This window comes from Nocardiopsis halophila DSM 44494 (genome assembly GCF_000341245.1).
In the GTDB taxonomy this organism is placed as follows: domain Bacteria; phylum Actinomycetota; class Actinomycetes; order Streptosporangiales; family Streptosporangiaceae; genus Nocardiopsis_A; species Nocardiopsis_A halophila.
This window is the reverse complement of the sequence record NZ_ANAD01000059.1, coordinates 92834-114073: the sequence shown is the minus strand read 5'-3', so window position 1 is coordinate 114073 and position 21240 is coordinate 92834. Positions and strand designations below refer to the sequence as shown.

The 21240-nt window shown below is 73.4% G+C and carries 23 protein-coding genes; 18 read left to right on the top strand and 5 right to left on the bottom strand.

Features of this window, described 5'->3' with window-relative positions; all coding sequences use genetic code 11:
* The coding region (locus D450_RS0107805) for an AAA family ATPase (protein ID WP_017538114.1) at positions 1-784 on the bottom strand (784 nt) is incomplete at its 3' end.
* Between the two features lie 239 nt (positions 785-1023).
* Between D450_RS0107805 and D450_RS0107800 the strand changes: the two genes are divergently transcribed.
* Entirely contained in the window at positions 1024-1749 is a 726-nt protein-coding gene (locus D450_RS0107800) for a hypothetical protein (RefSeq protein ID WP_241483089.1), read from the top strand.
* A gap of 12 nt (positions 1750-1761) precedes the next feature.
* On the opposite strand, the gene D450_RS0107795 is transcribed toward D450_RS0107800, so the two are convergent.
* Positions 1762-2379, bottom strand: coding sequence for a class I SAM-dependent methyltransferase (locus D450_RS0107795; protein WP_017538113.1), 618 nt, complete (start codon positions 2377-2379; stop codon positions 1762-1764).
* Between the two features lie 149 nt (positions 2380-2528).
* On the opposite strand from D450_RS0107795, the gene D450_RS0107790 reads away from it, so the two are divergent.
* The 10 genes from D450_RS0107790 to ccsB all read left to right on the top strand — a co-directional run bounded on the left by D450_RS0107790 (position 2529) and on the right by ccsB (position 12581).
* A complete protein-coding gene (locus D450_RS0107790) occupies positions 2529-3515 on the top strand; it encodes a sugar phosphate isomerase/epimerase family protein (RefSeq protein WP_017538112.1) in 987 nt (328 codons plus the stop codon).
* A 68-nt stretch (positions 3516-3583) separates the two neighbouring features.
* A complete protein-coding gene (locus D450_RS0107785; RefSeq protein ID WP_017538111.1) occupies positions 3584-4519 on the top strand; it encodes a proline dehydrogenase family protein in 936 nt (311 codons plus the stop codon).
* An 89-nt stretch (positions 4520-4608) separates the two neighbouring features.
* Positions 4609-5400: a pyrroline-5-carboxylate reductase gene (proC, locus tag D450_RS0107780; protein WP_017538110.1), complete on the top strand. Its 792-nt coding sequence runs from the start codon at positions 4609-4611 to the stop codon at positions 5398-5400.
* 108 nt (positions 5401-5508) lie between these two features.
* A complete protein-coding gene (locus D450_RS0107775; RefSeq protein WP_017538109.1) occupies positions 5509-6687 on the top strand; it encodes an acetoin utilization protein AcuC in 1179 nt (392 codons plus the stop codon).
* 68 nt (positions 6688-6755) lie between these two features.
* Entirely contained in the window at positions 6756-7562 is an 807-nt protein-coding gene (locus tag D450_RS0107770; protein WP_017538108.1) for a phosphatase, read from the top strand.
* A gap of 278 nt (positions 7563-7840) precedes the next feature.
* Positions 7841-8044, top strand: coding sequence for a helix-turn-helix domain-containing protein (locus tag D450_RS0107765; protein ID WP_017538107.1), 204 nt, complete (start codon positions 7841-7843; stop codon positions 8042-8044).
* Between the two features lie 380 nt (positions 8045-8424).
* Positions 8425-9036 carry a TlpA family protein disulfide reductase gene (locus D450_RS0107760; protein ID WP_017538106.1) on the top strand — a complete coding sequence of 204 codons (612 nt, stop codon included), beginning with the start codon at positions 8425-8427 and terminating at the stop codon, positions 9034-9036.
* Entirely contained in the window at positions 9033-9869 is an 837-nt protein-coding gene (locus tag D450_RS0107755; protein WP_017538105.1) for a cytochrome c biogenesis CcdA family protein, read from the top strand. The genes D450_RS0107760 and D450_RS0107755 overlap by 4 nt, the downstream gene beginning before the upstream one ends.
* 3 nt (positions 9870-9872) lie before the next feature.
* Complete coding sequence (resB, locus tag D450_RS0107750; RefSeq protein ID WP_017538104.1) at positions 9873-11504, top strand: cytochrome c biogenesis protein ResB; 1632 nt, start codon at positions 9873-9875, stop codon at positions 11502-11504.
* Between the two features lie 3 nt (positions 11505-11507).
* Positions 11508-12581: a c-type cytochrome biogenesis protein CcsB gene (ccsB, locus tag D450_RS0107745; RefSeq protein WP_017538103.1), complete on the top strand. Its 1074-nt coding sequence runs from the start codon at positions 11508-11510 to the stop codon at positions 12579-12581.
* Between the two features lie 155 nt (positions 12582-12736).
* Here ccsB and D450_RS0107740 read toward each other — a convergent pair whose 3' ends face one another.
* On the bottom strand, positions 12737-13090 hold the full coding sequence (locus tag D450_RS0107740) for a PLD nuclease N-terminal domain-containing protein (RefSeq protein ID WP_017538102.1): 354 nt from the start codon (positions 13088-13090) through the stop codon (positions 12737-12739).
* Positions 13091-13208: 118 nt separating this feature from the next.
* Entirely contained in the window at positions 13209-13409 is a 201-nt protein-coding gene (locus D450_RS0107735; RefSeq protein WP_017538101.1) for a BldC family transcriptional regulator, read from the bottom strand.
* Positions 13410-13711: 302 nt separating this feature from the next.
* Between D450_RS0107735 and D450_RS0107730 the strand changes: the two genes are divergently transcribed.
* Positions 13712-14104 carry a DUF4229 domain-containing protein gene (locus D450_RS0107730; RefSeq protein WP_017538100.1) on the top strand — a complete coding sequence of 131 codons (393 nt, stop codon included), beginning with the start codon at positions 13712-13714 and terminating at the stop codon, positions 14102-14104.
* A 12-nt stretch (positions 14105-14116) separates the two neighbouring features.
* Here the strand turns inward: D450_RS0107730 and D450_RS0107725 are convergent, their stop codons facing one another.
* Positions 14117-15406, bottom strand: a complete 1290-nt coding sequence (locus tag D450_RS0107725) for a hypothetical protein (RefSeq protein ID WP_017538099.1) — start codon at positions 15404-15406, stop codon at positions 14117-14119.
* Between the two features lie 128 nt (positions 15407-15534).
* Here D450_RS0107725 and D450_RS0107720 point away from each other — a divergent pair, with 128 nt between their 5' ends.
* From D450_RS0107720 to D450_RS0107695, 6 genes are all read left to right on the top strand, one after another.
* Positions 15535-16254 (top strand): demethylmenaquinone methyltransferase, encoded by a 720-nt coding sequence (locus D450_RS0107720; RefSeq protein ID WP_017538098.1) that lies wholly within the window; start codon positions 15535-15537, stop codon positions 16252-16254.
* A 503-nt stretch (positions 16255-16757) separates the two neighbouring features.
* Complete coding sequence (locus D450_RS0107715; RefSeq protein ID WP_017538097.1) at positions 16758-18062, top strand: geranylgeranyl reductase family protein; 1305 nt, start codon at positions 16758-16760, stop codon at positions 18060-18062.
* Between the two features lie 101 nt (positions 18063-18163).
* On the top strand, positions 18164-18523 hold the full coding sequence (locus D450_RS0107710) for an NADH-quinone oxidoreductase subunit A (protein ID WP_017538096.1): 360 nt from the start codon (positions 18164-18166) through the stop codon (positions 18521-18523).
* Positions 18524-18580: 57 nt separating this feature from the next.
* Positions 18581-19141 (top strand): NuoB/complex I 20 kDa subunit family protein, encoded by a 561-nt coding sequence (locus D450_RS0107705; RefSeq protein ID WP_026124393.1) that lies wholly within the window; start codon positions 18581-18583, stop codon positions 19139-19141.
* Positions 19138-19887: an NADH-quinone oxidoreductase subunit C gene (locus tag D450_RS0107700; RefSeq protein WP_017538094.1), complete on the top strand. Its 750-nt coding sequence runs from the start codon at positions 19138-19140 to the stop codon at positions 19885-19887. Before D450_RS0107705 ends, D450_RS0107700 begins: the two co-directional genes overlap by 4 nt.
* Positions 19888-19930: 43 nt before the next feature.
* Positions 19931-21232, top strand: coding sequence for an NADH-quinone oxidoreductase subunit D (locus D450_RS0107695; RefSeq protein ID WP_017538093.1), 1302 nt, complete (start codon positions 19931-19933; stop codon positions 21230-21232).
* Positions 21233-21240 lie beyond the last annotated feature (8 nt).

Below are 21240 nucleotides of genomic sequence, written 5' to 3'. Positions count from 1 at the left end.
CGACCCAGCCGATCTCGTCGGTGGGGCCGTACCGGTTCTTGACCGCGCGCAGCATCCGCAGCCGGGAGTGGCGGTCGCCCTCGAACTGCAGCACCACGTCGACCAGGTGCTCCAGCAGGCGCGGCCCGGCGATCGAGCCGTCCTTGGTGACGTGCCCGACCAGCACCGTGGCGATGCCGCGCTCCTTGGCGATGCGGATCAGCGCCCCGGCCACCTCCCGCACCTGGGTCACGCCGCCGGGCACGCCGGACACCTCGGGGGCGCTCATCGTCTGCACCGAGTCCACGATGAGCAGCGAGGGGGCGACCGCGTCCACGTGCGAGGCGACCGCGCCGACGGTGGTCTCGGCGGCGAGGAAGAGCTTGGGGGAGAGCGCGCCCAGCCGCTCGGCGCGCAGCCGCACCTGGCCGGTGGACTCCTCCCCGGTGATGTAGAGGACCGGTCCGGTGTCCGCGCAGAGCGCGGCGACCTCCAGCAGCAGCGTCGACTTGCCGACCCCGGGCTCCCCGGCCAGCAGCATCACGCCGCCGGGCACCACCCCGCCGCCGAGCACCCGGTCCATCTCGTCCAGCCCCGTGGGGGAGGCGTGCGCGGACTCCACGTCGATCTCGGTGATCGGGCGCGCGGCGGTCGCCACCCGGGTGGGGGCCACGGCGGTCGCCGAGGGGGACCCGGCCTCCTCGACGGTGCCCCAGGCCTGGCACTCACCGCACCGGCCCACCCATTTCAGGGTGGTCCAGCCGCACTCGCCGCACCGGAACGTACTCTTCGCGCTCTTCGCCATGACTGCACGCTAGCCCCTCGGGGCGACAGGGCGGGCCCGGTTTCACCCCGCTGTGGACGGCCGTGGACGGGGCCGCCGGGGACCCGGCACGGAAGCGGCACGGATCCGGAACCAGGCGGCCGACCGGTGAGTCACACCGGGCGAGGCAGGGCCGGGCGCGGGCAGGGGCGCCCGGCGCGCGCGCCCGGGGGCGGGAGGCGCGGACGAGGCACTTGGGAGGGACGGCCGTGGAACCACCGATGAGCACCCTGGTCCGCAGGGCGGTCACGGCGCTCGCCTGTGCGGGCGCCGTGACCGCCGCGTCCGCGTGCGGACTGGTCGCCTACGTCAAGGACGGCGAGCTCCCGCCCGACCGGGACGGACCGGCCGCCTCCGCCCCGGAGCCGACCGCCTCCCCGACGCCCGATCCGTCCGCCCCGGCGGACGGCGGCCCGACGGACGGCGCGTCCCCGGGGGCGACGCCGGGCGGGGCCTCGCCGGCCGGGGAGTTCCGCGACGGGCCGGTCCCGGCCGAGAAGCCGTCCTTCGACGAGGGCAGCCTCGGGCCCGCACCGCCCCCGGGCGACTTCACCGCGTCGGTGGAGTACGAGATCAAGCGGTTCGTCAACGCGTTCGGCATGGAGTACGACCCGGAGTCCTCCGTGGAGTGCGGGGAGCTGCGCGCCGAGGAGGGCGCCACCGGGAGCTGCGACGCGACCTACGCGGGCCACCGCGCGGTGTTCGAGGTGACCGTCACCGGCCCGGACGCCTTCGAGTACGAGACGGGCCGGCTCCCGGTGTCGCGGGAGGCGGTCGAGGAGCGCTACCGCTACCGCACGGGGCAGGAGCGGGTCCGCTGCGACATGGAGGAGTACGCGATGGTCACCTCCGCCTCCAGCGGCATCGTGTGCGCGTCGGCGGCCGGCGACCGGGCGCAGGTGGAGGTCTCCTCGGACGGCTCGGGCGTGGCCTTCGACGAGCGGTGAGGTGCGGCGCCCTCAGTACTCCCGCCACCAGAGGTTGACCGCGTAGTCCACCTCCAGGCCGGGGTGGGAGGCGGTGATCTCGGCGGCCAGCGCGGGCGGGAACTCGATGCCCACCACGGCCTCGAAGTCGGCGCGCCGCTCGAACCGCCACCGGATCTCCAGCGGTTCCCGGACGAACCCCTGGGCGGCCCAGAAGCGCTCGACGTCGTCGGGGTCGTAGCGGGGCAGGAAGCGGCGGAACCAGGAGCCGAAGGTGCTGCGGGAGGCGTCGTTGTCGATGATGAACGCGGCCCCGCCGCGGCGCACCACCCGGGACAGCTCGCGCAGGCCGGGCTCGCAGCCGCGGCCGAAGAAGTAGGCCCAGCGGGCGTGGGCCACGTCGACCGAGGCGTCGGGGACCGGCAGGCGCTGCGCCACCCCGGTGCGCACGGCGGTGTTCTCCAGACCGGCGGTGCGGGCGCGGGCCGCGGCGGCCAGCTCCCCGTGCGGCTCGACCCCGGTCACCCGGTCCGCAGCGGCCGCGAAGCCCGGCAGGTGGTACCCGGTGCCGCAGCCGATGTCGAGCACGTGCGCGCCGGCCAGGGGGCGGATGCGCTCCATGGCGGCGGCGATGCGCCCGTCCGGGTCCACCGCCGCGTTCTCCAGCTCGTAGACCCGGGGGCTGTTCCAGATGTTGGGGCTGGGGATCGCCCCCTGAAGTGCGGCTCTCACCCCGGGCAGGCTAGCCGCGCCGCGGGGGGCCGGGCGAATCCGGCCCCCCACCGCATAGGGTTGATCGGGTGAGCGCTATCGAGGTCCCCGACGCGCCGGTGGTCCTGTCGACCGCCTCGGTCTTCCCGGAGAAGACGCCCGCCGCCTTCGAGATCGCCGCCGAGCTCGGCTACGACGGCATCGAGGTCCTGGTCTCCTCCGACCCGGTCAGCCAGGACACCGACATGCTGCGCCGGCTCTCCGACTACCACGGCGTACCCGTCACCGCGGTGCACTCCCCGTGCCTGATCTTCACCCAGCGGGTGTGGGGGCGCGACCCCTGGGAGAAGCTGGTCCGCTCCAAGTCCATGGCCGAGGCGCTGGGCGCCACGGCGATCGTGGTGCACCCCGCCTTCCGCTGGCAGCGCGAGTACGCCCGGGCCTTCGAGGAGGGCATCGCCCGCATGCAGGAGGAGACCGACGTGGTCTTCGCCGTGGAGAACATGTACCCGGTCCACATGGGGGACCGGGAGGTGGTGCCCTACGCCCCCAGCTGGAACCCGCTGGACCGGGACTACCCGGACGTCACCCTGGACCTGTCGCACACCGCGATGTCGCGTTCGGACGCCATGGACATGGCCAAGCGGCTGGGCGGGCGGCTGTCCCACGTGCACCTGGCCGACGGGGTCGGCGGGCAGAACCTGGACGAGCACCTGATCCCCGGGCGCGGCACGCAGCCCTGCGCCGAGGTGCTGGAGCACCTGGCCACGACCGGCTACGACGGGCAGATCGTGCTGGAGGTCAACACCCGCAAGGCGGCCGACCGCGAGGCGCGCAAGCTGGAGCTGGCCGAGGCGCTGGCGTTCAGCCGGCTGCACTTCGCGGGCGCCTCGGACGGCGGGACCGGGCGCGGCGGCTCCGCGGGGGCCAGTCGCTCCGAGGGCTCCGAGGGGCCCGGCCGCCCGGACCGGCGCGAGCGGATCGCGCTGCGCCAGCGCGCCCCGGCCGCGCCCGAGCGCACCTTCGTCGTCGACCCCGGCGGCACGGCCGAGGAGGAGGGGGCGGACGGGCGCTGACCCGCCGCGGCCGCCCCGCGGCGCGTAGGCTCGAAAGGGGAGAGGGCCGTCCACCCGGGAGGCGCGTCGTGGTGTTCAGACGTACCGTTCTCGCGGCCGCCGGAAGCGGGCGGCTCCGGTCCGCCGCCGAGGGCTCCGGCGTCACCCGGGCCCTGGCCGGGCGCTTCATCGCCGGGGAGACGCTCGACGACGCCGTGCGCACCGTGCGCGCCCTGGCCGCCGCGGGCCTGTCCGCCACCGTCGACCACCTCGGCGAGGACGTCGACCACCCGGCCCGGGCCGGGGCGGTCGCCCGCGCCTACGGCGTGCTGCTGGAGCGGCTCGGGGAGGAGGGCCTCACCGGCGCCGCCGAGGTGTCGGTCAAGCCCACCGCGGTCGGCCTGGGGCTCGGCGGCGAGGGGGAGGCCCTCGCCGAGGAGAACATCGCGCGCATCTGCGCCGCCGCGGAGGAGGCCGGGACCACCGCCACGCTCGACATGGAGGCCGAGTGGACGGTGGCGCCGACGCTGCGCATCGCCGACCGCCTCCGCGCGCGCCACCCCGGCCTCGGCATCGTCCTGCAGAGCCGCCTGCGGCGCACCGAGGACGACGTCCGCCGGTACGCCGCCCTCCCCGGCGCGCGCGTGCGCCTGGTCAAGGGCGCCTACGCGCCGTCCCCGGACACCGCCCACCGGACCCGCGGCGCCGTCGACGCCGCCTACGTGCGCTGCCTGCACACGCTCATGGCCGGACCGGCCCGCCCGCTGGTCGCCACCCACGACCCCCGCCTGATCGCCATCGCCCGCACCCTCGCCCTGCGCCACGGCCGCGCCCCCGGCGACCACGAGTTCCAGATGGTGTACGGCGCGCGCCCCGCCGAACAGGAGCGCCTGGCCGGGCTCGGCGAGCGGGTGCGGGTCTACGTCCCCTACGGCCGCGAGTGGTACGGCTACCTCCTGCGCCGCCTCGCCGAGCGCCCCGCCTACGCCGCCTTCGCCGCACGCTCCCTGCTCACCCGGTCCTGAGGCCGGGCCCGCACCCGCGTTCGGGAGGGACGCGTCACGCTGCGTTCCGTGACCGGCCTACAGTGGAATGCGTCCGAAAGGGTGAGTGGATGATCGCGATCATTGGCGCGGGCAAGATGGGCGAGGCGCTGCTCGCCGGCCTGCTGAGCACCGGGCACGGCCCGGACGACGTACTGGTCACCGAGCCCCGTGAGGAGCACGCCGCCGAACTGCGCGAGCGCTACGGGGTGCGCACGGTCCCGGCGGCCGAGGCCGCGGGCGCCGACGCGCTGGTCCTGGCGGTCAAGCCGCAGGACATGGTCGACCTCCTCGACGGGCTGAGCCCCTACGTCGGCGGGGGCACCACGGTCGTCTCCGTGGCGGCCGGCATCACCACCGCGGTGCTGGAGAAGCACCTGGGCGACGGCGTCCCGGTGGTGCGGGCCATGCCGAACACCCCGGCGCTGGTCGGCAAGGGCATGACCGCGATCACCGGCGGCCGCGCCGCCGACGAGGGCCACCTGGAGCGCGCCGAGCGGCTGCTGCGCGCGGTCGGCGAGGTGGAGGTCGTCGCCGAGCGGCACATGGACACCGTCACCGCCATCTCCGGCAGCGGCCCGGCCTACTTCTACTTCATCGCCGAGACCATGGTCGAGGCCGGCGTGGCCATGGGCATGCCCCGCGCCACCGCCCAGCGCCTGGTGCGCCAGACCATCTCCGGCGCCTCGGCGATGCTCGGCGAGTCCGGCGAGCACCCGGTGGTGCTGCGCGAGGCCGTCACCTCCCCGGGCGGCACCACCGCGGCCGCCGTGCGGGAGCTGGACCGCCACGGCGTGCGCACCGCCTTCACCGACGCCATCGAGGCGGCCCGGGACCGCAGCCGCGCGCTGTCGGAGGGGTGAGCGCGGGGACGGGTGCGCGCCCGGATCGCACCGCTGCGTCCGGATGTGCTTGAGTATGTGTGTCACCGGACACACGCGTGGACCGCACCAACGCCAGGGGGAGGGCGCATGGCCTGCTCGCTGCACGTCGCCTGGGACGACGGGCTGACCGGCTACAACTTCGGCCCCGAGCACCCGCTCAACCCGGTGCGGGTGGAGCTGACGATGGCGCTCGCCCGCGAGCTCGGCGTGTTCGACGCCCCCGGCATCTCCTTCATCCCGGTCGAGCCGGCCTCCGACGACCTGTTGAAGCTCGTCCACGACCCCGGCTACATCGAGGCGGTCAAGCGGGCCGGGCGGACCCTGGAGCCGGACGAGGCGCACTCCCTGGGCACCCCCGACAACCCGGTCTTCCCGGACATGCACGACGCGGCGTCGCTCGTGGCGGGCGCCTCGGTGGCCGCGGCCCGCGCCGTGTGGCAGGGCGAGACCGAGCACGCCGCCAACATCGCCGGCGGCCTGCACCACGCCATGCCCGGCAACGCCTGGGGCTTCTGCGTCTACAACGACGCCTCGCTGGCCATCGCCTGGCTGCTGGAGCAGGGCGCCAAGCGGGTCGCCTACGTCGACGTCGACGTGCACCACGGCGACGGCGTGCAGGCCATGTTCTACGACGACCCGCGGGTGATGACGATCAGCCTGCACGAGTCGCCGCTCACGCTCTTCCCCGGCACCGGCCGCCCCTCCGAGAGCGGCGGCCCGGGCGCCGAGGGGTACTCCGTCAACGTCGCGCTGCCGGCCGGCACCGACGACGCCCGCTGGCTGCGCGCCTTCGACGCGGTGGTGCCGCCGCTGCTGCGCGAGTTCCAGCCCGAGGTGCTGGTCACCCAGCACGGGGCGGACGCGCACGCGCTGGACCCGCTGGCCAACCTGATGCTCAGCCTGGACGGCCAGCGCCGCGTCTACCGGGAGCTGCACGAGCTGGCCAAGACCACCGCCGGCGGCCGCTGGGTGGTGCTGGGCGGAGGCGGCTACGAGCTGGTGCAGGTCGTGCCGCGGGCCTGGACCCACCTGCTGGCCGAGGCCGCCGGGGGCGGGGTCGACCCGGAGGCGGCCACCCCCGAGGAGTGGCGCGGGCTCGTGCGCCGGCGCACCGGCGACGTTCCGCCGCTGTACATGACCGACGGCCGCACCCCCCGGTTCACCCCGTTCGAGGCGGGCTTCGACCCCGCCGACCCGGTCGACCAGGCGATCCAGGCCACCCGCAGGGCGGTCTTCCCCAGCCAGGGGATCGACCCGAGCCTGTAGCGCACGCACGAGAGGGGACCACGGACCGGGCCGAGCGGCCGCCAGGCCCACACGGAAGGGGAGAACGGGTGACGCCGCCTTCGCGCAGCGAGCTCATCGCGCACATGGTCAGGACCGGGATCGCCGGGCACGTGGACACCCCGCGCCAGGGGAACCTGCGGCACTACCGCAGGCTCGCCGAGCGCGACCCGTACCACATGTTCGGCCTCACCTTCGCCCGCGAGTGGGCCTACCCGGACATCCTGGCGCTGATGGCCAAGCGCTGCGGTGTGGTGGCCGACCCCGCCCACGAGTCCGGGGTGGACACCATCGACCCCGACCTGACCGCCGACGCGCTGGAGGCGCTGGCCGAGCGGATGGCGCGCGCCGCCCGCGACCGCGAGCGCGTCATGGTCGCCACCGGCCACCCGGTGAACCTGCACGCCACCTACCGGGGCTTCAAGCGCGCCCTGGAGCGCAGCGGCTGCCCGGTCGTCACGGCCGGCGAGGGCTTCTCCTACGCCACCGACAGCGGCCACCTGCCCGGGGAGCGGGTCCTGGTCTGGCGGGACGGAGTCGGGATGGTCACCGACACCGAGGGCGAGCCCCGGCACAGCCACCACCCCTTCGCGATGGAGGCCGCGCTGGAGGACCTGCGCCGCCGCGGCGAGCCGTGGCCGCAGCTGGTCATCGCCGACCACGGTTTCGCGGGCGCCGCCGGGGAGGCGGGCGTCTCGGCGGTGGGGTTCGCCGACTGTAACGATCCCGCACTCTTCCTCGCCGAAGACGAGGGAAAGCTGCACGCCACGGTCCCGCTGGACGACGGATACTCGACCGAGGACTACCGGCCGCTGTCGGCGTACGTGCTGCACAAGGCGGGCCTGGAGGACCGGTGAGGGCCCCGCTGACGGGGGCCGGGCGCTTTTATACCCATCCCCTAAACCTCACGGGACCCGTCGCCCCCGTATAGCTGCAGGGACAGCAAACCCGGCCTTTCAATGCCGTGAACGCGGATCTACCCTGAAAACGGACGTGTCAGCAGTTACTTCAACGACACCCCGGCGCGGTGGCGGGGTCGGCGGCGCACCCAGGGCGCGCCGCTCCTGACGGGCCTCCGCGGCGGGGAGAGGCAGGGACACCGACGCGCACGTCCGGAAGTGAGGGCGTTCCGAACATGAACAGGAGTAAGGCTCCCCTGGAAGAGGTCAGGTTCCTGACCGTGGCCGAGGTGGCCACGATCATGCGAGTGTCCAAGATGACCGTCTACCGGATGGTCCACTCCGGTGCACTCCCCGCGATCCGGGTGGGCCGGTCCTACCGGGTCCCCGAGCGCGCCGTGCACGACTACCTCCGAGAGGCCTTCGTCGAGGCCGGCTGACCGGTCGCGGTGCCTCCCCGGCACCGGATGCAGTGTCTCCCCGGCACTGGATGAAGGCCCACCCGAAGGGGGCGGTGCAGCCCCGCCCATCGCCCTCCGGGTGAGCTCCCCGTGGGCCCCCGGGCGCCCGCGCCCCGAGCGCGCCGAGCGGGCGCGCCTGAGCGCGGCCGCGCCGTGAGTGCGCTCACAGCGCCGCGCGGCGGACCGCCCCTCCGGCCGCCCGTCCGGCCCGCACCATGCCGCATTCCTCGGAACCTCCCCCCTGTCCGTGCATGTCACGGCCATAGCGAGCCCCGGCGGGCAGGGGGCGGGAGGCTCTACTACACTTCGTCGTTGTCGACGTTCGTGCCCGCCTCACCCGTGTGTTCCGAGGTTCCTTGATGCCCTCACGCAGATCCGGCGCCCTGCGCCGTGCCGGGCGGCTGCCCGCCGCGGCGCTGGCCGCCGCGCTGGCCGCCGCCGGGTGCGCGTCCGACCCCGCCGAGACGGCCGACGGCGGCTCCGACGACAGCCGCTACATCGCCGGGGACGGGACCGCCACCGAGTTCGCCCCCGAGGAGCGGGTGGAGGCCCCCGACCACAGCGGCGAGACGCTCGACGGCGAGGAGGTCGCCCTCTCCGACTACGAGGGCGGCGTCCTGGTGCTCAACGTCTGGGCCAGCTGGTGCGGGCCCTGCCGTTCGGAGACCCCCGTCCTCAACGAGGTGCACGGCGACTTCGCCGACCGGGACGTGGAGTTCCTCGGCGTCAACATCAAGGACGACCGCACCGCCGCCGAGGCCTTCGAGCGCAAGCAGGAGGTGGACTACCCCAGCCTGTACGACCAGCCGGGCGAGGTCCCCCAGGCCTTCCGCGACACCGTGCCGCCCCAGGCCATCCCCAGCACCCTGGTGATCGACCGCGAAGGGCGCATCGCCGCGCGGGTCATCGGCGAGACCGACTACGACCAGCTCACCGGGCTGGTGCAGACGGTCGTCGAGGAGGACGGATGATCGCCGAGACGGTGATCCAGGGGTCGCTGCTGCTGGCGGTCCCGCTCGCGGTCGCCGCCGGGCTGGTCTCCTTCCTCTCCCCGTGCGTGCTGCCGCTGGTGCCGGGCTACCTGTCCTACGTCACCGGCCTGTCCGGCGCCGACATGGCCGCCCGGAACCGGGCCGCCCGCGAGGCCGGGGCGGGCGCCGCGGGGGCGGACGGCGGGGCCGGCACCGCGACCGCGGTGCGCTCGGCCGACGAGGAGCTGCAGGCCCGCAAGTGGAGCATGCTGGCCGGGAGCCTGCTGTTCATCGCCGGCTTCACCTTCGTGTTCGTCGCGGTGGGGGTGTTCATCGGCGGCGTCGGCGGGCTGCTCATCGACCACGCCGAGACCATCACCCGGGTGCTGGGCGTACTCACCATCGCGCTGGGCCTGGCCTTCATGGGCGTGCTGCCCGGCATGAACCGCGAGTTCCGCTTCCACCGGCTGCCCGGCGCCGGGCTGGCCGGGGCCCCGCTGCTGGGCGTGCTGTTCGGCCTGGGGTGGACGCCCTGCATCGGCCCGACCCTGGCCGCCGTGCAGACGCTGGCCTTCACCGAGGGCAGCGCCGGGCGCGGCGCCCTGCTGTCGCTGGCCTACTGCGTGGGCCTGGGCCTGCCGTTCGTGCTCTCCTCCCTGGCCTACCGGCGCGCCCTGGGCGCGTTCGCCTGGGCGCGCAGGCACACCCGCGCGATCACCGCGGTCGGCGGGGGCATGCTCGTCCTGGTGGGACTGCTCCTGGTCACCGGGGTGTGGTCGGACATCACGGCCGTCATGCAGGGATGGACCGAAGGCTTCGAGACGGTGATCTGACCCATGGCCACCACGACCACCGACGGCGGTGCCGGAACGGGCGCCGGAGAGGACCGGGGGCCCGGCGCCCCGGGCGGCGGCCCCGCGCCGGGGGCGCTCTCCCCGGCCGGATGGGCCCGGTGGACCTGGCGGGTCCTGACCTCCATGCGCACCGCGCTCATCCTGCTGTTCCTGCTGGCCCTGGGCGCGATCCCGGGCTCCATGCTCCCCCAGCGCGTGGTCAACCCGGACGAGGTCGCCCAGTTCTCCACCGAGAACCCGGCGGTGGCCCCCTGGCTCGACCGCCTCTACCTGTTCGACGTGTACTCCTCGCCCTGGTACGCGGCGATCTACCTGCTGCTCTTCGTGTCCCTCACCGGGTGCGTGATCCCGCGCGCCCGGGCCCACCTGCGCCTGATGCGGGCCCGGCCGCCCCGGACGCCGCGCCACCTGGGCCGGATGCCCTACTCGGCGCGCTTCACCACCGGTGCCGCGCCCGAACAGGTGCTGGAGCAGGGCCGCACCGTCTTCAAGCGCTACCGGCTGGAGCGCTACGGCGACTCGCTCTCGGGGGAGACCGGGTACTTGCGCGAGGCCGGCAACGTCGTCTTCCACGTCGCGCTGCTGGGCCTGCTCGTCGCCCTGGCCGCGGGGTACGCCTTCGGCTACCGCGGCAACATGCTCGTGGTGGAGGGCGACGGCTTCGCCAACACGCTGACCTCCTACGACTCCTTCTACCCCGGGGTCGCGGCCGACGAGGACGACCTGGCGCCCTTCTCGTTCACGCTGCACGACTTCCAGGCCGACTTCGTCGAGGACGGCGGGTTCAGCGGCCAGGCCGAGTCCTTCTCCGGCGAGCTGACCTACAGGGACGCCCCGGGCGCCGAGGAGCGCACGCACACCCTGGAGGTCAACGAGCCGCTGTCGGTGGGCGGGGTGCAGGTGTACCTGCTCGGCCACGGCTACGCCCCCGAGTTCGAGGTCCGCGACGGCGAGGGCGAGGTCGTCTTCGACCAGCCGGTGCCGTTCCTGCCGCGCAACGGCGACCCGGGCCGGACGGCGGACGGCGTGGTCAAGGTCCCCGACGCGCTGCCGGAGGGGCTGGGGTTCGAGGGCGTCTTCCTGCCGACCGCGGGGGAGCGCACCGGCGAGGACGGCGAGACCGGGCTGGCCTCCACCTTCCCCGCCCCCAAGGACCCGGCGGTCACCCTCACCGCCTACACCGGGGACCTGAACATGCGCCAGGCGCAGTCGGTGTACCAGCTGGACACCTCCCGGATGGAGGAGGCGGGCGAGTCGGAGGTGCTGCGCCCCGGGGACAGCTGGGAGCTGCCGGACGGCGCGGGGGAGGTCACCTTCACCGGGTACGAGGACTTCGCGACCCTGCAGATGACCCACAACCCGGGACGACTGCCCGCCCTGCTGTTCTCCTCGCTGGCGGTGCTGGGGCTGCTGGGCACCCTGTTCGTGCGCCCGCGCCGGGCGTGGGTGCGCGCATCGGCCGGAGCCAACGGGCGTACCGTTGTCGAGGTGGCGGGGCTGGGCAAGACCGAGTCGACCGCCAACGGCCAGGAGTTCCACCGCCTGGCGACCGAGCTCAGAGACCGGCTGCGGGATGTGCCCGCGGCCGACGGACCCGCATCGTCGAAGGAGTAGCCGGTGGTGTACCAGCTCGCCGCGGAGGCGGCGGTGGACCAGGACCTGGCGTCGCTCAGCGACCACCTGATCATCGCGATGATCGTGGCCTATGCCGTGGCCCTGTTCCTGTTCGCGCTGGAGGCGGCCTACGGCCGCCGGACGGCCCTGAAGAACAACCGCCTGGTGCCGCTGGCCGCGGGCGCCCCCGGAGCGGCGGCCCCGGCCCCGGCGGCGGTGGGCGGCTCTTCCACCGTCGACCTGGACGCCGACCCGCCGTCGGGCGCCTCCGGTGGCGACGACCTGGAGGTGTCGGTCCGCGACTCCGAGCCGCGGGCCTCGGCCTCGCGCAGCGTGCTGGGCACGGTGGCGCTGGTCGTGTCCGTGGCCGGGTTCCTGCTCAACCTGGGCCAGATCGCCACCCGGGGCCTGGCGGCCGACCGCTGGCCCTGGGGCAACATGTTCGAGTTCGTGGTGGCGATCTGCCTGTGCGCCGTGGCCGCCTTCCTGTACGCGGCCTTCCGCTACCAGGCCCGCTACCTGGGCACCTTCGTGCTGCTCCCGGTGGTGCTGCTGCTGGGCATCGCCGCCCGCTGGCTGTACAGCGAGGCCGGCCCGCTGGTCCCGGCGCTGCACTCGTACTGGATCGCGATCCACGTCTCCGCGGCGATCGTGGCCACCGGGGCGTTCATGGTCTCCGGTGCCGCCGCCATCACCTACCTGGTGGCCCACCGGACCGAGGTCAAGCGCGCGGCGGGCGAGCGGGTGGCCGGCATCGCCGCCAAGCTGCCCAGCCCCGAGCTGCTGGACCGGGTCTCGCACCGCTTCGTGGTGATCGCCTTCCCGCTGTGGACCTTCGCCATCATCGCCGGGGCGGTCTGGGCGGACGAGGCCTGGGGCCGTTTCTGGGGGTGGGACCCCAAGGAGGTCTGGTCCTTCATCACCTGGGTGGTCTACGCCGCCTACCTGCACTCGCGCGCGACCGCCGGCTGGAAGGGCACCCGCTCGGCCTGGATCGGCGTGATTGGCTTCGCCTGCCTGATGTTCAACTTCTTCGGCGTGAACTACATGTTCAGCGGCCTGCACAGCTACGCCTGACACGCCTGCGTGCCCCGCCTGAGGGCCGCGCACCGCACACGGGTCCGCCCCCGCCTCTGTGTCGAGGCGGGGGCGGACCCGTACCGTGCGGGGCGCCGTGCGCGCCCACGGCGCCCTGAGGGACGGCGCCGCGGCCGCGAGGCCGCCCGTGGTGCTCAGTCGTCCGGGTTGATGCGCCTGTTCAGGCGGCGCAGGAACTCGGGGTCGTCGTCGGGGCCGATCGGGCCGGGGTGCCCCGGATCGGCGTGGGCGTCGGACGGGTCGGCGTCCGCGAACGAGGGCGCGGGGCGCTCGGGCGCGGCCGGGCCGGGGGCCGCCTCCGGGATCCGCGGGCGGCCGAGAAAGAGCCAGAGCAGCGGACCGATGGGGGTGAACACGACGATCGCGATCAGCCACAGGAGTTTGGGCAGGTTGCGGACCTCCGATGCCGGGGTGGTGAGCGCGTCGAAGAACGCGTACACCCAGAGCACGATCGTGAGCAGCGTGAACAGGCCAGCGAGCCACACCATGGATCCAGCCTATCCGCGATCCGCCGCGGGTGTGCGGGGAGCGCCGTGTCGGGCGTCGCGCCTGATGGGGGCGCGCGCCTGCGGGGGAGCGGGCGTCGCCGGGCGTGCGGCCCGGGCCTCAGGGGGCGGACTCGGTGGTCTCGCCATGGAGCAGTGCCCGGACCTCGGACTCGCGGAACCTCCGGTGGCCGCCGGGGGTGCGGATGCTGCTGATGCGCCCGGATGCGGCCCACCGGGTGACGGTCTTGGGGTCGACCCGGAAGAGGGAGGCGACCTCTCCGGGGGTCAGTAGCCGTTCGCTTCCTCTTTCCACCTTCACAATCCCCCTTCGGGGCCCGCCGTGTGGTCTGGGGGAGGCGGGCGATTGATCCCCTAGTGTGCACGAGATAGTCCGTTTCCTCCCTAGTTTTCGTAAAAACCGGGGGGAGGAGGGGGAGTGTGCGCGATATGTGATCGGACCGTGACCTTCAAAAGGCGGTGTCGACTTGATTCGTCCCATCATCCGCGGCAGGTCTCCCCGCGGGCGCAGCGCCGATCGGCCCCTTTATCCTGGACGGGGCGGTCGGCGATGCCGCCGACCCCCACGATAGTGAACCAGACCACCCCATGTGAGGCAGTTTCATGCGCAGCGTCCTCGCCTACACCGCCGCACGGCTCCTGCTGTTCGGGGTCGCCTTCGGTCTCCTCTACCTGCTGGGGGCCCGCGGAGCGCTCGCGCTGATCCTCGCCGCCCTGGTCAGCGGCCTGGTGAGCTACATCGTGCTCTCCCGCCAGCGCGATGCGGTCTCGGAGCGGATCACCGCCCGGACCGACCGGATGAGCCGCCGACTGGAAGAGGGCGCCGCCCACGAGGACGCCGCCCAGGCCGCCGGAGCGGCTCCGCAGACTGCGCCGTCGCCGAAAACGGCCGGATCCGGCCGCGCCGGGGCCGAGGACGCGGACGGCGCCGGCACGACGGGCGCCGGGAACGGCGACGGGGCCCGCCCCGAAGAGCAGGCCCCGGCCGCGCAGTAGCCCGGTGCCCGGCTAGCCGAGCGGGAACATCCCCAGCCGGGCCCGGTCCCGCTCGCCCAGGCGCGTGGTGTCGCTGCCCACGTACAGCCCGTCCTCGGTGGCCAGGAAGGCCTCGACCCCGTGGCCCCGGCTGCGGCCCGGGTTCCACGCCAACGCCCGGCCCGTGGCCGGGTCGACCGCCGCGATGCCCTCGCGCTCGACCGCGCCGGGCCCCGCGTCGTGCTCCCCGTGCCGGTTGTCCATCCAGCGCTGGTGCCCCCCGGCGTAGACCGCGGCCCCGGTGGCCTCCACCGCGTACAGCGAGTCGCCCCCGGTGTGGTTGGTCCAGGTCGGCCGCGCACCGGGGCGGTCGGTGCTCTCCCAGCGCGCCACGGTCTTGCACAGCCCCGGCTTGATCTGCGGGCCGCCCGCGGTCACCACCGCGAAGTAGGAGCCGTCGGGCGCGAAGTCGATCTGGCGCATGTAGGTGTGCATCCGCGAGTAGTCGCACTCGGCGGCGTAGGCCTCGGTCGACCACGGGCTGAGCCGGGCGGGCGAGGCGCCGGTGTCCACCACCGCGATCTGCGGGCGCCGCTCGCCCTCGACCTCCATGAAGGTCCCGGCGATGACCAGCCGCCCGCCGTCCGGGCTGAGCGCCAGGTCCTGCACGCGCAGGGTCCCCCGGCGCTCCCGGCCGATCGCGATGGAGAAGCCGCCGTCCGCGTCCCCCGTGCGGGCGTCCAGGCGGGCGAGCCCGCGCTCGCCCCCACCGCCCGCGGAGGAGAACGACCCCCCGGCGTACAGGTCGTCTCCGTGCCGGGCCAGGCGGTACACGCTGCCGCCGGTGATCCGCGCGTCGAACCCCCGGTCCACCCGACCGTCGGGGCCGACCAGCGCCGCGCCGCGCACCGGCCGCGCGCCCATCCGGGTGAACGCGCCGCCGACGTACACCCCGTCGCCGGCCTCGCCCGCCGGGACGACCGAGGCGACCGTGGCGTCCGGATCGGGGGAGAAGTCGAGCACGCGGCCGGTGCCGTGCTCGAAGGCGAACAGGTTGCTGCGCCGGTAGGTGGTGGTGCGGTCCGGCGACGCCACGCGCTGGAAGGAGCCGCCGACGTAGACGGTGTCCCCCACCTTGGCGATGGACGTGACCCTCCCGTCCAGCACGTGCGGGGTCCAGGCCACGGGCCGCTCGCCCACCACCCCCGGGTGCCCGGTGTGCTCCGCCGGGGCGGCGGCCGCCGGGGGCGCGGCGATCGGCAGGCTCAGCGCGAGCGCGCTCAGAGCGACGGCGAGTGGTCGGCGGCGGTGAGTGGAGGCCACGGGCGCCCTTCTTCCCATCCGTACGTTCGGTCGTGTATCGGCTTCGTACAGTAACCGTAATGGGGGTGTCGGCGTGACCGGAATCGCCGGGCGTCACCGACCCGCCGGAGCGGGCTTAGGCTGGGCGCATGACCCGCGCCGAACTCGACAAGTCGCCCGCCGACGTCGCCGCGATGTTCGACAGCATCGCCGGCCGCTACGACCTGCTCAACGACGTGCTCTCGCTCGGACAGGCCCGCCAGTGGCGGCGGGCCGCCGTGCGGGCGGTCGAGGCCTACAGCGGCGAGCTGGTGCTCGACCTGGCCGCCGGCACGGGCACCTCCTCCGAGGCGCTGACCGGGAACGGCGCGCGGGTGATCGCCTGCGACTTCTCCCAGGGCATGCTGAGCGAGGGCGCCCGCCGGCGCGGCGGGGCGGTGTCGGGGGGCGTGGCCTGCGTGGCCGGGGACGCCCTGGAGCTGCCCTTCGAGGACGCCGCCTTCGACGCGGTCACCATCTCCTTCGGGCTGCGCAACGTGCAGGACACCGACCGCGCCCTGCGCGAGATGTACCGGGTGACCAAGCCCGGCGGACGGGTCGTGATCTGCGAGTTCAGCCATATCCCGGTGCGCGCGGTGGACCGGGTCTACTCCGGGTACCTGATGGCCGCGCTGCCCCGGATCGCCGGGCTGTTCTCGGACAACACGGGGGCCTACGGCTACCTGTCGGAGTCGATCATGGACTGGCCGGACCAGCCGGGGCTGGCCGCGCGGATGCAGCGCGCCGGGTGGACCCGGGTGGCCTGGCGCAACCTGACCCTGGGTGTGGTGGCGCTGCACCGCGGCTACCGCCCGGCCGAGCTGTACTGACCACTGAGGTCGGTGACACCATCCCCGGCCCCTCCCCGTTGATCTCGGGAAAAACGCCCCTAAACCCGCCCTTGTAGGGTCGCTTTTCCCGAGATCAACGGGGATCCGTGCCGGTGGAGCCGGACGGGGGCCGGGTCTCGGCGCGTCGGCCCCTCCTTTCCCACTCGTCACTCCAGCAACAAAGGCACCAGAACTGATGTTCTGGTGCCTTTCGTGTTTCTGGAGGATGAAGGTGATTTCAGAGGATGAAACGGACGTAGGTTGACCTTAGTAACCCTGGTAAAAGCCGATCTGCCCGGTTTGCGACTGAAAATGCCCGGACGAGATGAATGGCAGATGGGGGTCGCCCCTGGAACGCGAAAGGTCTAGACTTCGGGGCGAGGCCTTGTGAAGGGCTTCACAAGGGTACGTGTCGTGGGTAACTCCGGACACCCTCGTACGGCCCACCCCAGAAGCGCACAAAGCGCCCATACCGCGCACCCCCACAGCCACAGGGACCACTCGTGAGCGCCACCGCACCCGACGCCCCCTCCGGGCGGGCCACCGCAGACCTCGAAGCCGACGTGATCATCGTCGGGGCCGGGCCCGCCGGCTCCGCCGCGGCCTGCCACATGGCCAGTGCCGGCCTGGACGTGCTGCTGCTGGAGAAGACCTCCTTCCCCCGCGAGAAGGTGTGCGGCGACGGGCTCACCCCGCGGGCGGTCAAGCAGCTCGCCGCGCTGGGCGTTCCCTTCGACGGCGACGGCTGGATCCGCAACCGCGGCCTGCGCATCATCGGCGGCGGCGTGCGCCTGGAACTGCCCTGGCCCGAGCTGGCCTCCTACCCCGGTTTCGGGCTCGTGCGCACCCGCTACGACTTCGACCTCATCCTGGCCGAGCGCGCCCGGGCCTGCGGCGCCAAGCTGCTGGAGCGCACCAACGTGCGCGAGCCCCTGGTGGACGAGCGCACCGGCCGGGTGCAGGGCGTGGTGGCCACCGGCCCCGACGGCGAGCAGGTGCGCTACCGGGCGCCGCTGGTGGTCGCCGCGGACGGCAACGCCTCCCGGCTGTCGGTGGCCCTGGGCATCCGCAAGCGCGACGACCGCCCGATGGGCGTGGCCGTGCGCACCTACTTCGACAGCCCCCGCCACGACGACGACTACCTGGAGTCCTGGCTGGAGCTGTGGGACGACACCGGCGGCAGACGCACGCTGCTGCCCGGCTACGGCTGGGTCTTCGGCGTCGGCGACGGCACCTGCAACGTCGGCCTGGGCATCCTCAACTCCACGTCGGCCTTCCAGGAGGTCGACTACCGGAGCCTGCTCAAGCGCTGGACGCAGAGCATGCCCGAGGAGTGGGGCTTCACCGAGGAGAACCGTCGCGGGGGCGTGCGCGGTGCCGCCCTGCCCATGGGCTTCAACCGTACGCCGCACTACTCGCGCGGGCTGATGCTGGTCGGCGATGCGGGCGGCATGGTCAACCCCTTCAACGGCGAGGGCATCGCCTACGCGCTGGAGGCCGGGGCGATCGCCGCCGACGTGGCCGTGCAGGCGCTGTCCCGCCCGACCGTGCAGACCCGCGAGCGCACCCTGATGCGCTACCCCGACGTGCTCCGCGACGCCTACGGCGGCTACTACACGCTGGGCCGGTACTTCGTGAAGATGATCGGCAACCCCGAGTTCATGAAGTACGCGACCCGCTACGGCCTGCCCCAGCGCACCCTGATGCGGTTCGCGCTGAAGATGCTGGCCAACCTCACCGAACCGTCCCACGGGGACGCCATGGACCGCGTCATCAACGGCATGTCGCGGATGGCGCCCACGTCCTAGGAGGGGCGATGGCGAGCGAGGGGCCCACGCCGGCCGCCCACGTGAAAGCGATCACAAGCGGGCGTGCATCCGCACGCCCGTCATGAAGGGGACGTCCACCGATGGAGCTGTACACACCCGTATTCGTGCTCGGCGGGATCGGCGCCGCGTTCGTGGTCGTATCGATGGTCGTCGGCAGCATCGCCGGCCCCAAGCGGTACAACCGCGCCAAGCTCCAGGCCTACGAGTGCGGGATCGAGCCGACCCCGCAGCCCGCGGGCGGCGGCCGGTTCACCATCAAGTACTACCTCACGGCGATGCTCTTCATCGTCTTCGACATCGAGATCATCTTCCTTTACCCGTGGGCGGTCCATTTCGACGCGCTCGGCCTGTTCGGCCTCATCGCGATGGTCCTCTTCCTGGTGAACGTCTCGATCGCCTACGCCTACGAATGGCGCCGCGGAGGCCTGGAATGGGACTGATCCGGCAGGCGCCGCCCCGCACGGCGCGCACGGGAAACGGACAAGGGGGTTCGCCTCATGGGACTTGAGGAGAAACTGCCGAGCGGTGTCATGCTCGGCACCGTCGAGCAGGTGGTGGGGCTGGCCCGCAAGAGCTCGATGTGGCCGGCCACCTTCGGGCTGGCCTGCTGCGCCATCGAGATGATGTCGGTCGGCGGTCCGCACTACGACCTGGCCCGGTTCGGCATGGAGAAGTTCGGCGCCACGCCGCGCCAGGCCGACCTGATGATCGTGGCCGGCCGGGTGAGCCAGAAGATGGCCCCGGTCCTGCGCCAGATCTACGACCAGATGCCCGAGCCCAAGTGGGTCATCGCGATGGGGGTGTGCGCCTCCAGCGGCGGCATGTTCAACAACTACGCCGTGGTGCAGGGCGTGGACCACGTGGTGCCGGTCGACATGTACCTGCCCGGCTGCCCGCCCCGGCCCGAGATGCTGCTGGACGCCGTGCTCAAGCTGCACGACAAGGTGCAGAACACCAAGCTCGGCGCGCACCGCCAGCGCGAGATCGAGGAGGAGGAGCAGCGGCGGCTGCGCCGCTCGCTCCCGCTGGTCGACCAGAACGAGGGGGGCGGGCGATGAGCATGTCCAACGGGGCCGGCCACACGCCCGCCGACGACCTGCCCGAGCGTACCGGACGCGAGCGGCTCGAGGCGCCGGTCACGCGCACCGGCATGTTCGGCGCCGGCGACACCGGTGACACCTCCGGCTACGGCCGGCTGCGGGTCCGCCGCACCGTGGCGCCCGGCGCCGAGCGGCCCTACACCGACCCCGGCGACCCGCGCACCGCCGGCTTCGACGCGGTGGCCGACGCCCTGGAGCAGGCGCTGGCCGACGCCCCCGCCGGCTACGGCCAGGCCGTTGAGCGGGTGGTGGTCGACCGCGGCGAGATCACCTTCCACGTGCGCCGGGAGCACCTGCCCGAGGTGCTGCGCCGGTTCCGCGACGCCGAGGACCTGCGCTTCGAGCTGTGCCTGGGGGTGACCGGGGTGCACTACCCCGACGACACCGGGCGCGAGCTGCACGCGACCTACATCCTGCGGTCGATCACCCACAACCGCGAGGTGCGGGTGGAGACCTGCTGCCCCGACGCCGACCCGCACATCCCCTCGGCGACCGGGGTGTACCCGACCAACGACTGGCACGAGCGGGAGGCCTGGGACTTCTTCGGGATCGTCTTCGACGGCCACCCCGCCCTGACCCGGATCGAGATGCCCGACGACTGGCACGGCCACCCGCAGCGCAAGGACTACCCCTTGGGCGGCATCCCGGTGGAGTACCGCGGGGCGACCGTTCCCCCGCCGGACGAGCGGAGGTCCTACGCATGAGCACCCCACGCGAGCACGACCGGGCGAGGAGGGAGGCGCGGCCATGAGCGCACAGGCCACCGAGGAGCACGTGGACGCCACCGGCGGCGACTGGGACGAGGTCGTCGCGGCGGCGCAGGCGAGCTCGGCCGAGCGGCTGGTGGTGAACATGGGGCCGCAGCACCCTTCCACCCACGGGGTGCTCCGGCTCATCCTCACCCTCGACGGCGAGACCGTCACCGAGGCGCGCGTCGGCATCGGCTACCTGCACACCGGGATCGAGAAGAACATGGAGTTCCGGACGTGGACCCAGGGGACCACGTTCGTGACCCGCATGGACTACCTCACGCCGATCTTCAACGAGACGGCGTACTGCCTGGCCGTGGAGAAACTGCTGGGCATCACCGACGAGATCCCCGAGCGGGCCAACGTCATCCGGGTGCTGATGATGGAGCTCAACCGGATGTCCTCGCACTTCGTGGCGATGGCGACGTTCGGCATGGAGCTGGGCGCCACCACGGTGATGACCAACGGCTTCCGCGAGCGGGAGATGGTGCTCGACATCTTCGAGCTCATCACCGGGCTGCGGATGAACCACGCCTACATCCGCCCCGGAGGGGTCTCCCAAGACCTGCCCTCCGGCGCCGTGGGCAAGATCCGCGAGCTGCTCAAGGAGATGCCCGAGCGCATCGCGACCCTGCGCAAGCTGCTCGACGCCAACCCGCTCTACCTGGCCCGCACCCGCGACGTGGCCCACCTGGACCTGGCCGGGTGCATGGCGCTGGGCGTGACCGGTCCGCTGGTGCGCGCCTCGGGCCTGCCCTGGGACCTGCGCAAGGCCCAGCCCTACTGCGGCTACGAGGACTACGAGTTCGACATCCCGGTCTCCGAGGGCGGCGACGTCTACGCCCGCTACCGGGTGCGCGTGGCCGAGCTGGAGCAGAGCCTGCGGATCATCGAGCAGTGCCTGGACAAGCTGGAGCCCGGCCCGGTCATGGTGGACGACCCCAAGATCGGCTGGCCCGCCAAGCTCGCCCTGGGCGCCGACGGCCTGGGCAACTCCCCGGACCACATCGCGCACATCATGGGCGGCTCCATGGAGGCGCTCATCCACCACTTCAAGCTGGTCACCGAGGGCTTCCGCGTGCCCTCGGGCCAGGCCTACTCCGCCGTGGAGAGCGCTAAGGGCGAGCTGGGCTGCCACGCGGTCAGCGACGGCGGCACCCGGCCCCACCGGGTGCACTTCCGCGACCCCTCGTTCACCCACCTGCAGGCGGTGGCGGCGATGTGCGAGGGCGGGACGGTCGCCGACGTGATCGCCGCGGTGGCCAGCATCGACCCCGTGATGGGAGGCGTGGACCGGTGACGGAGCCA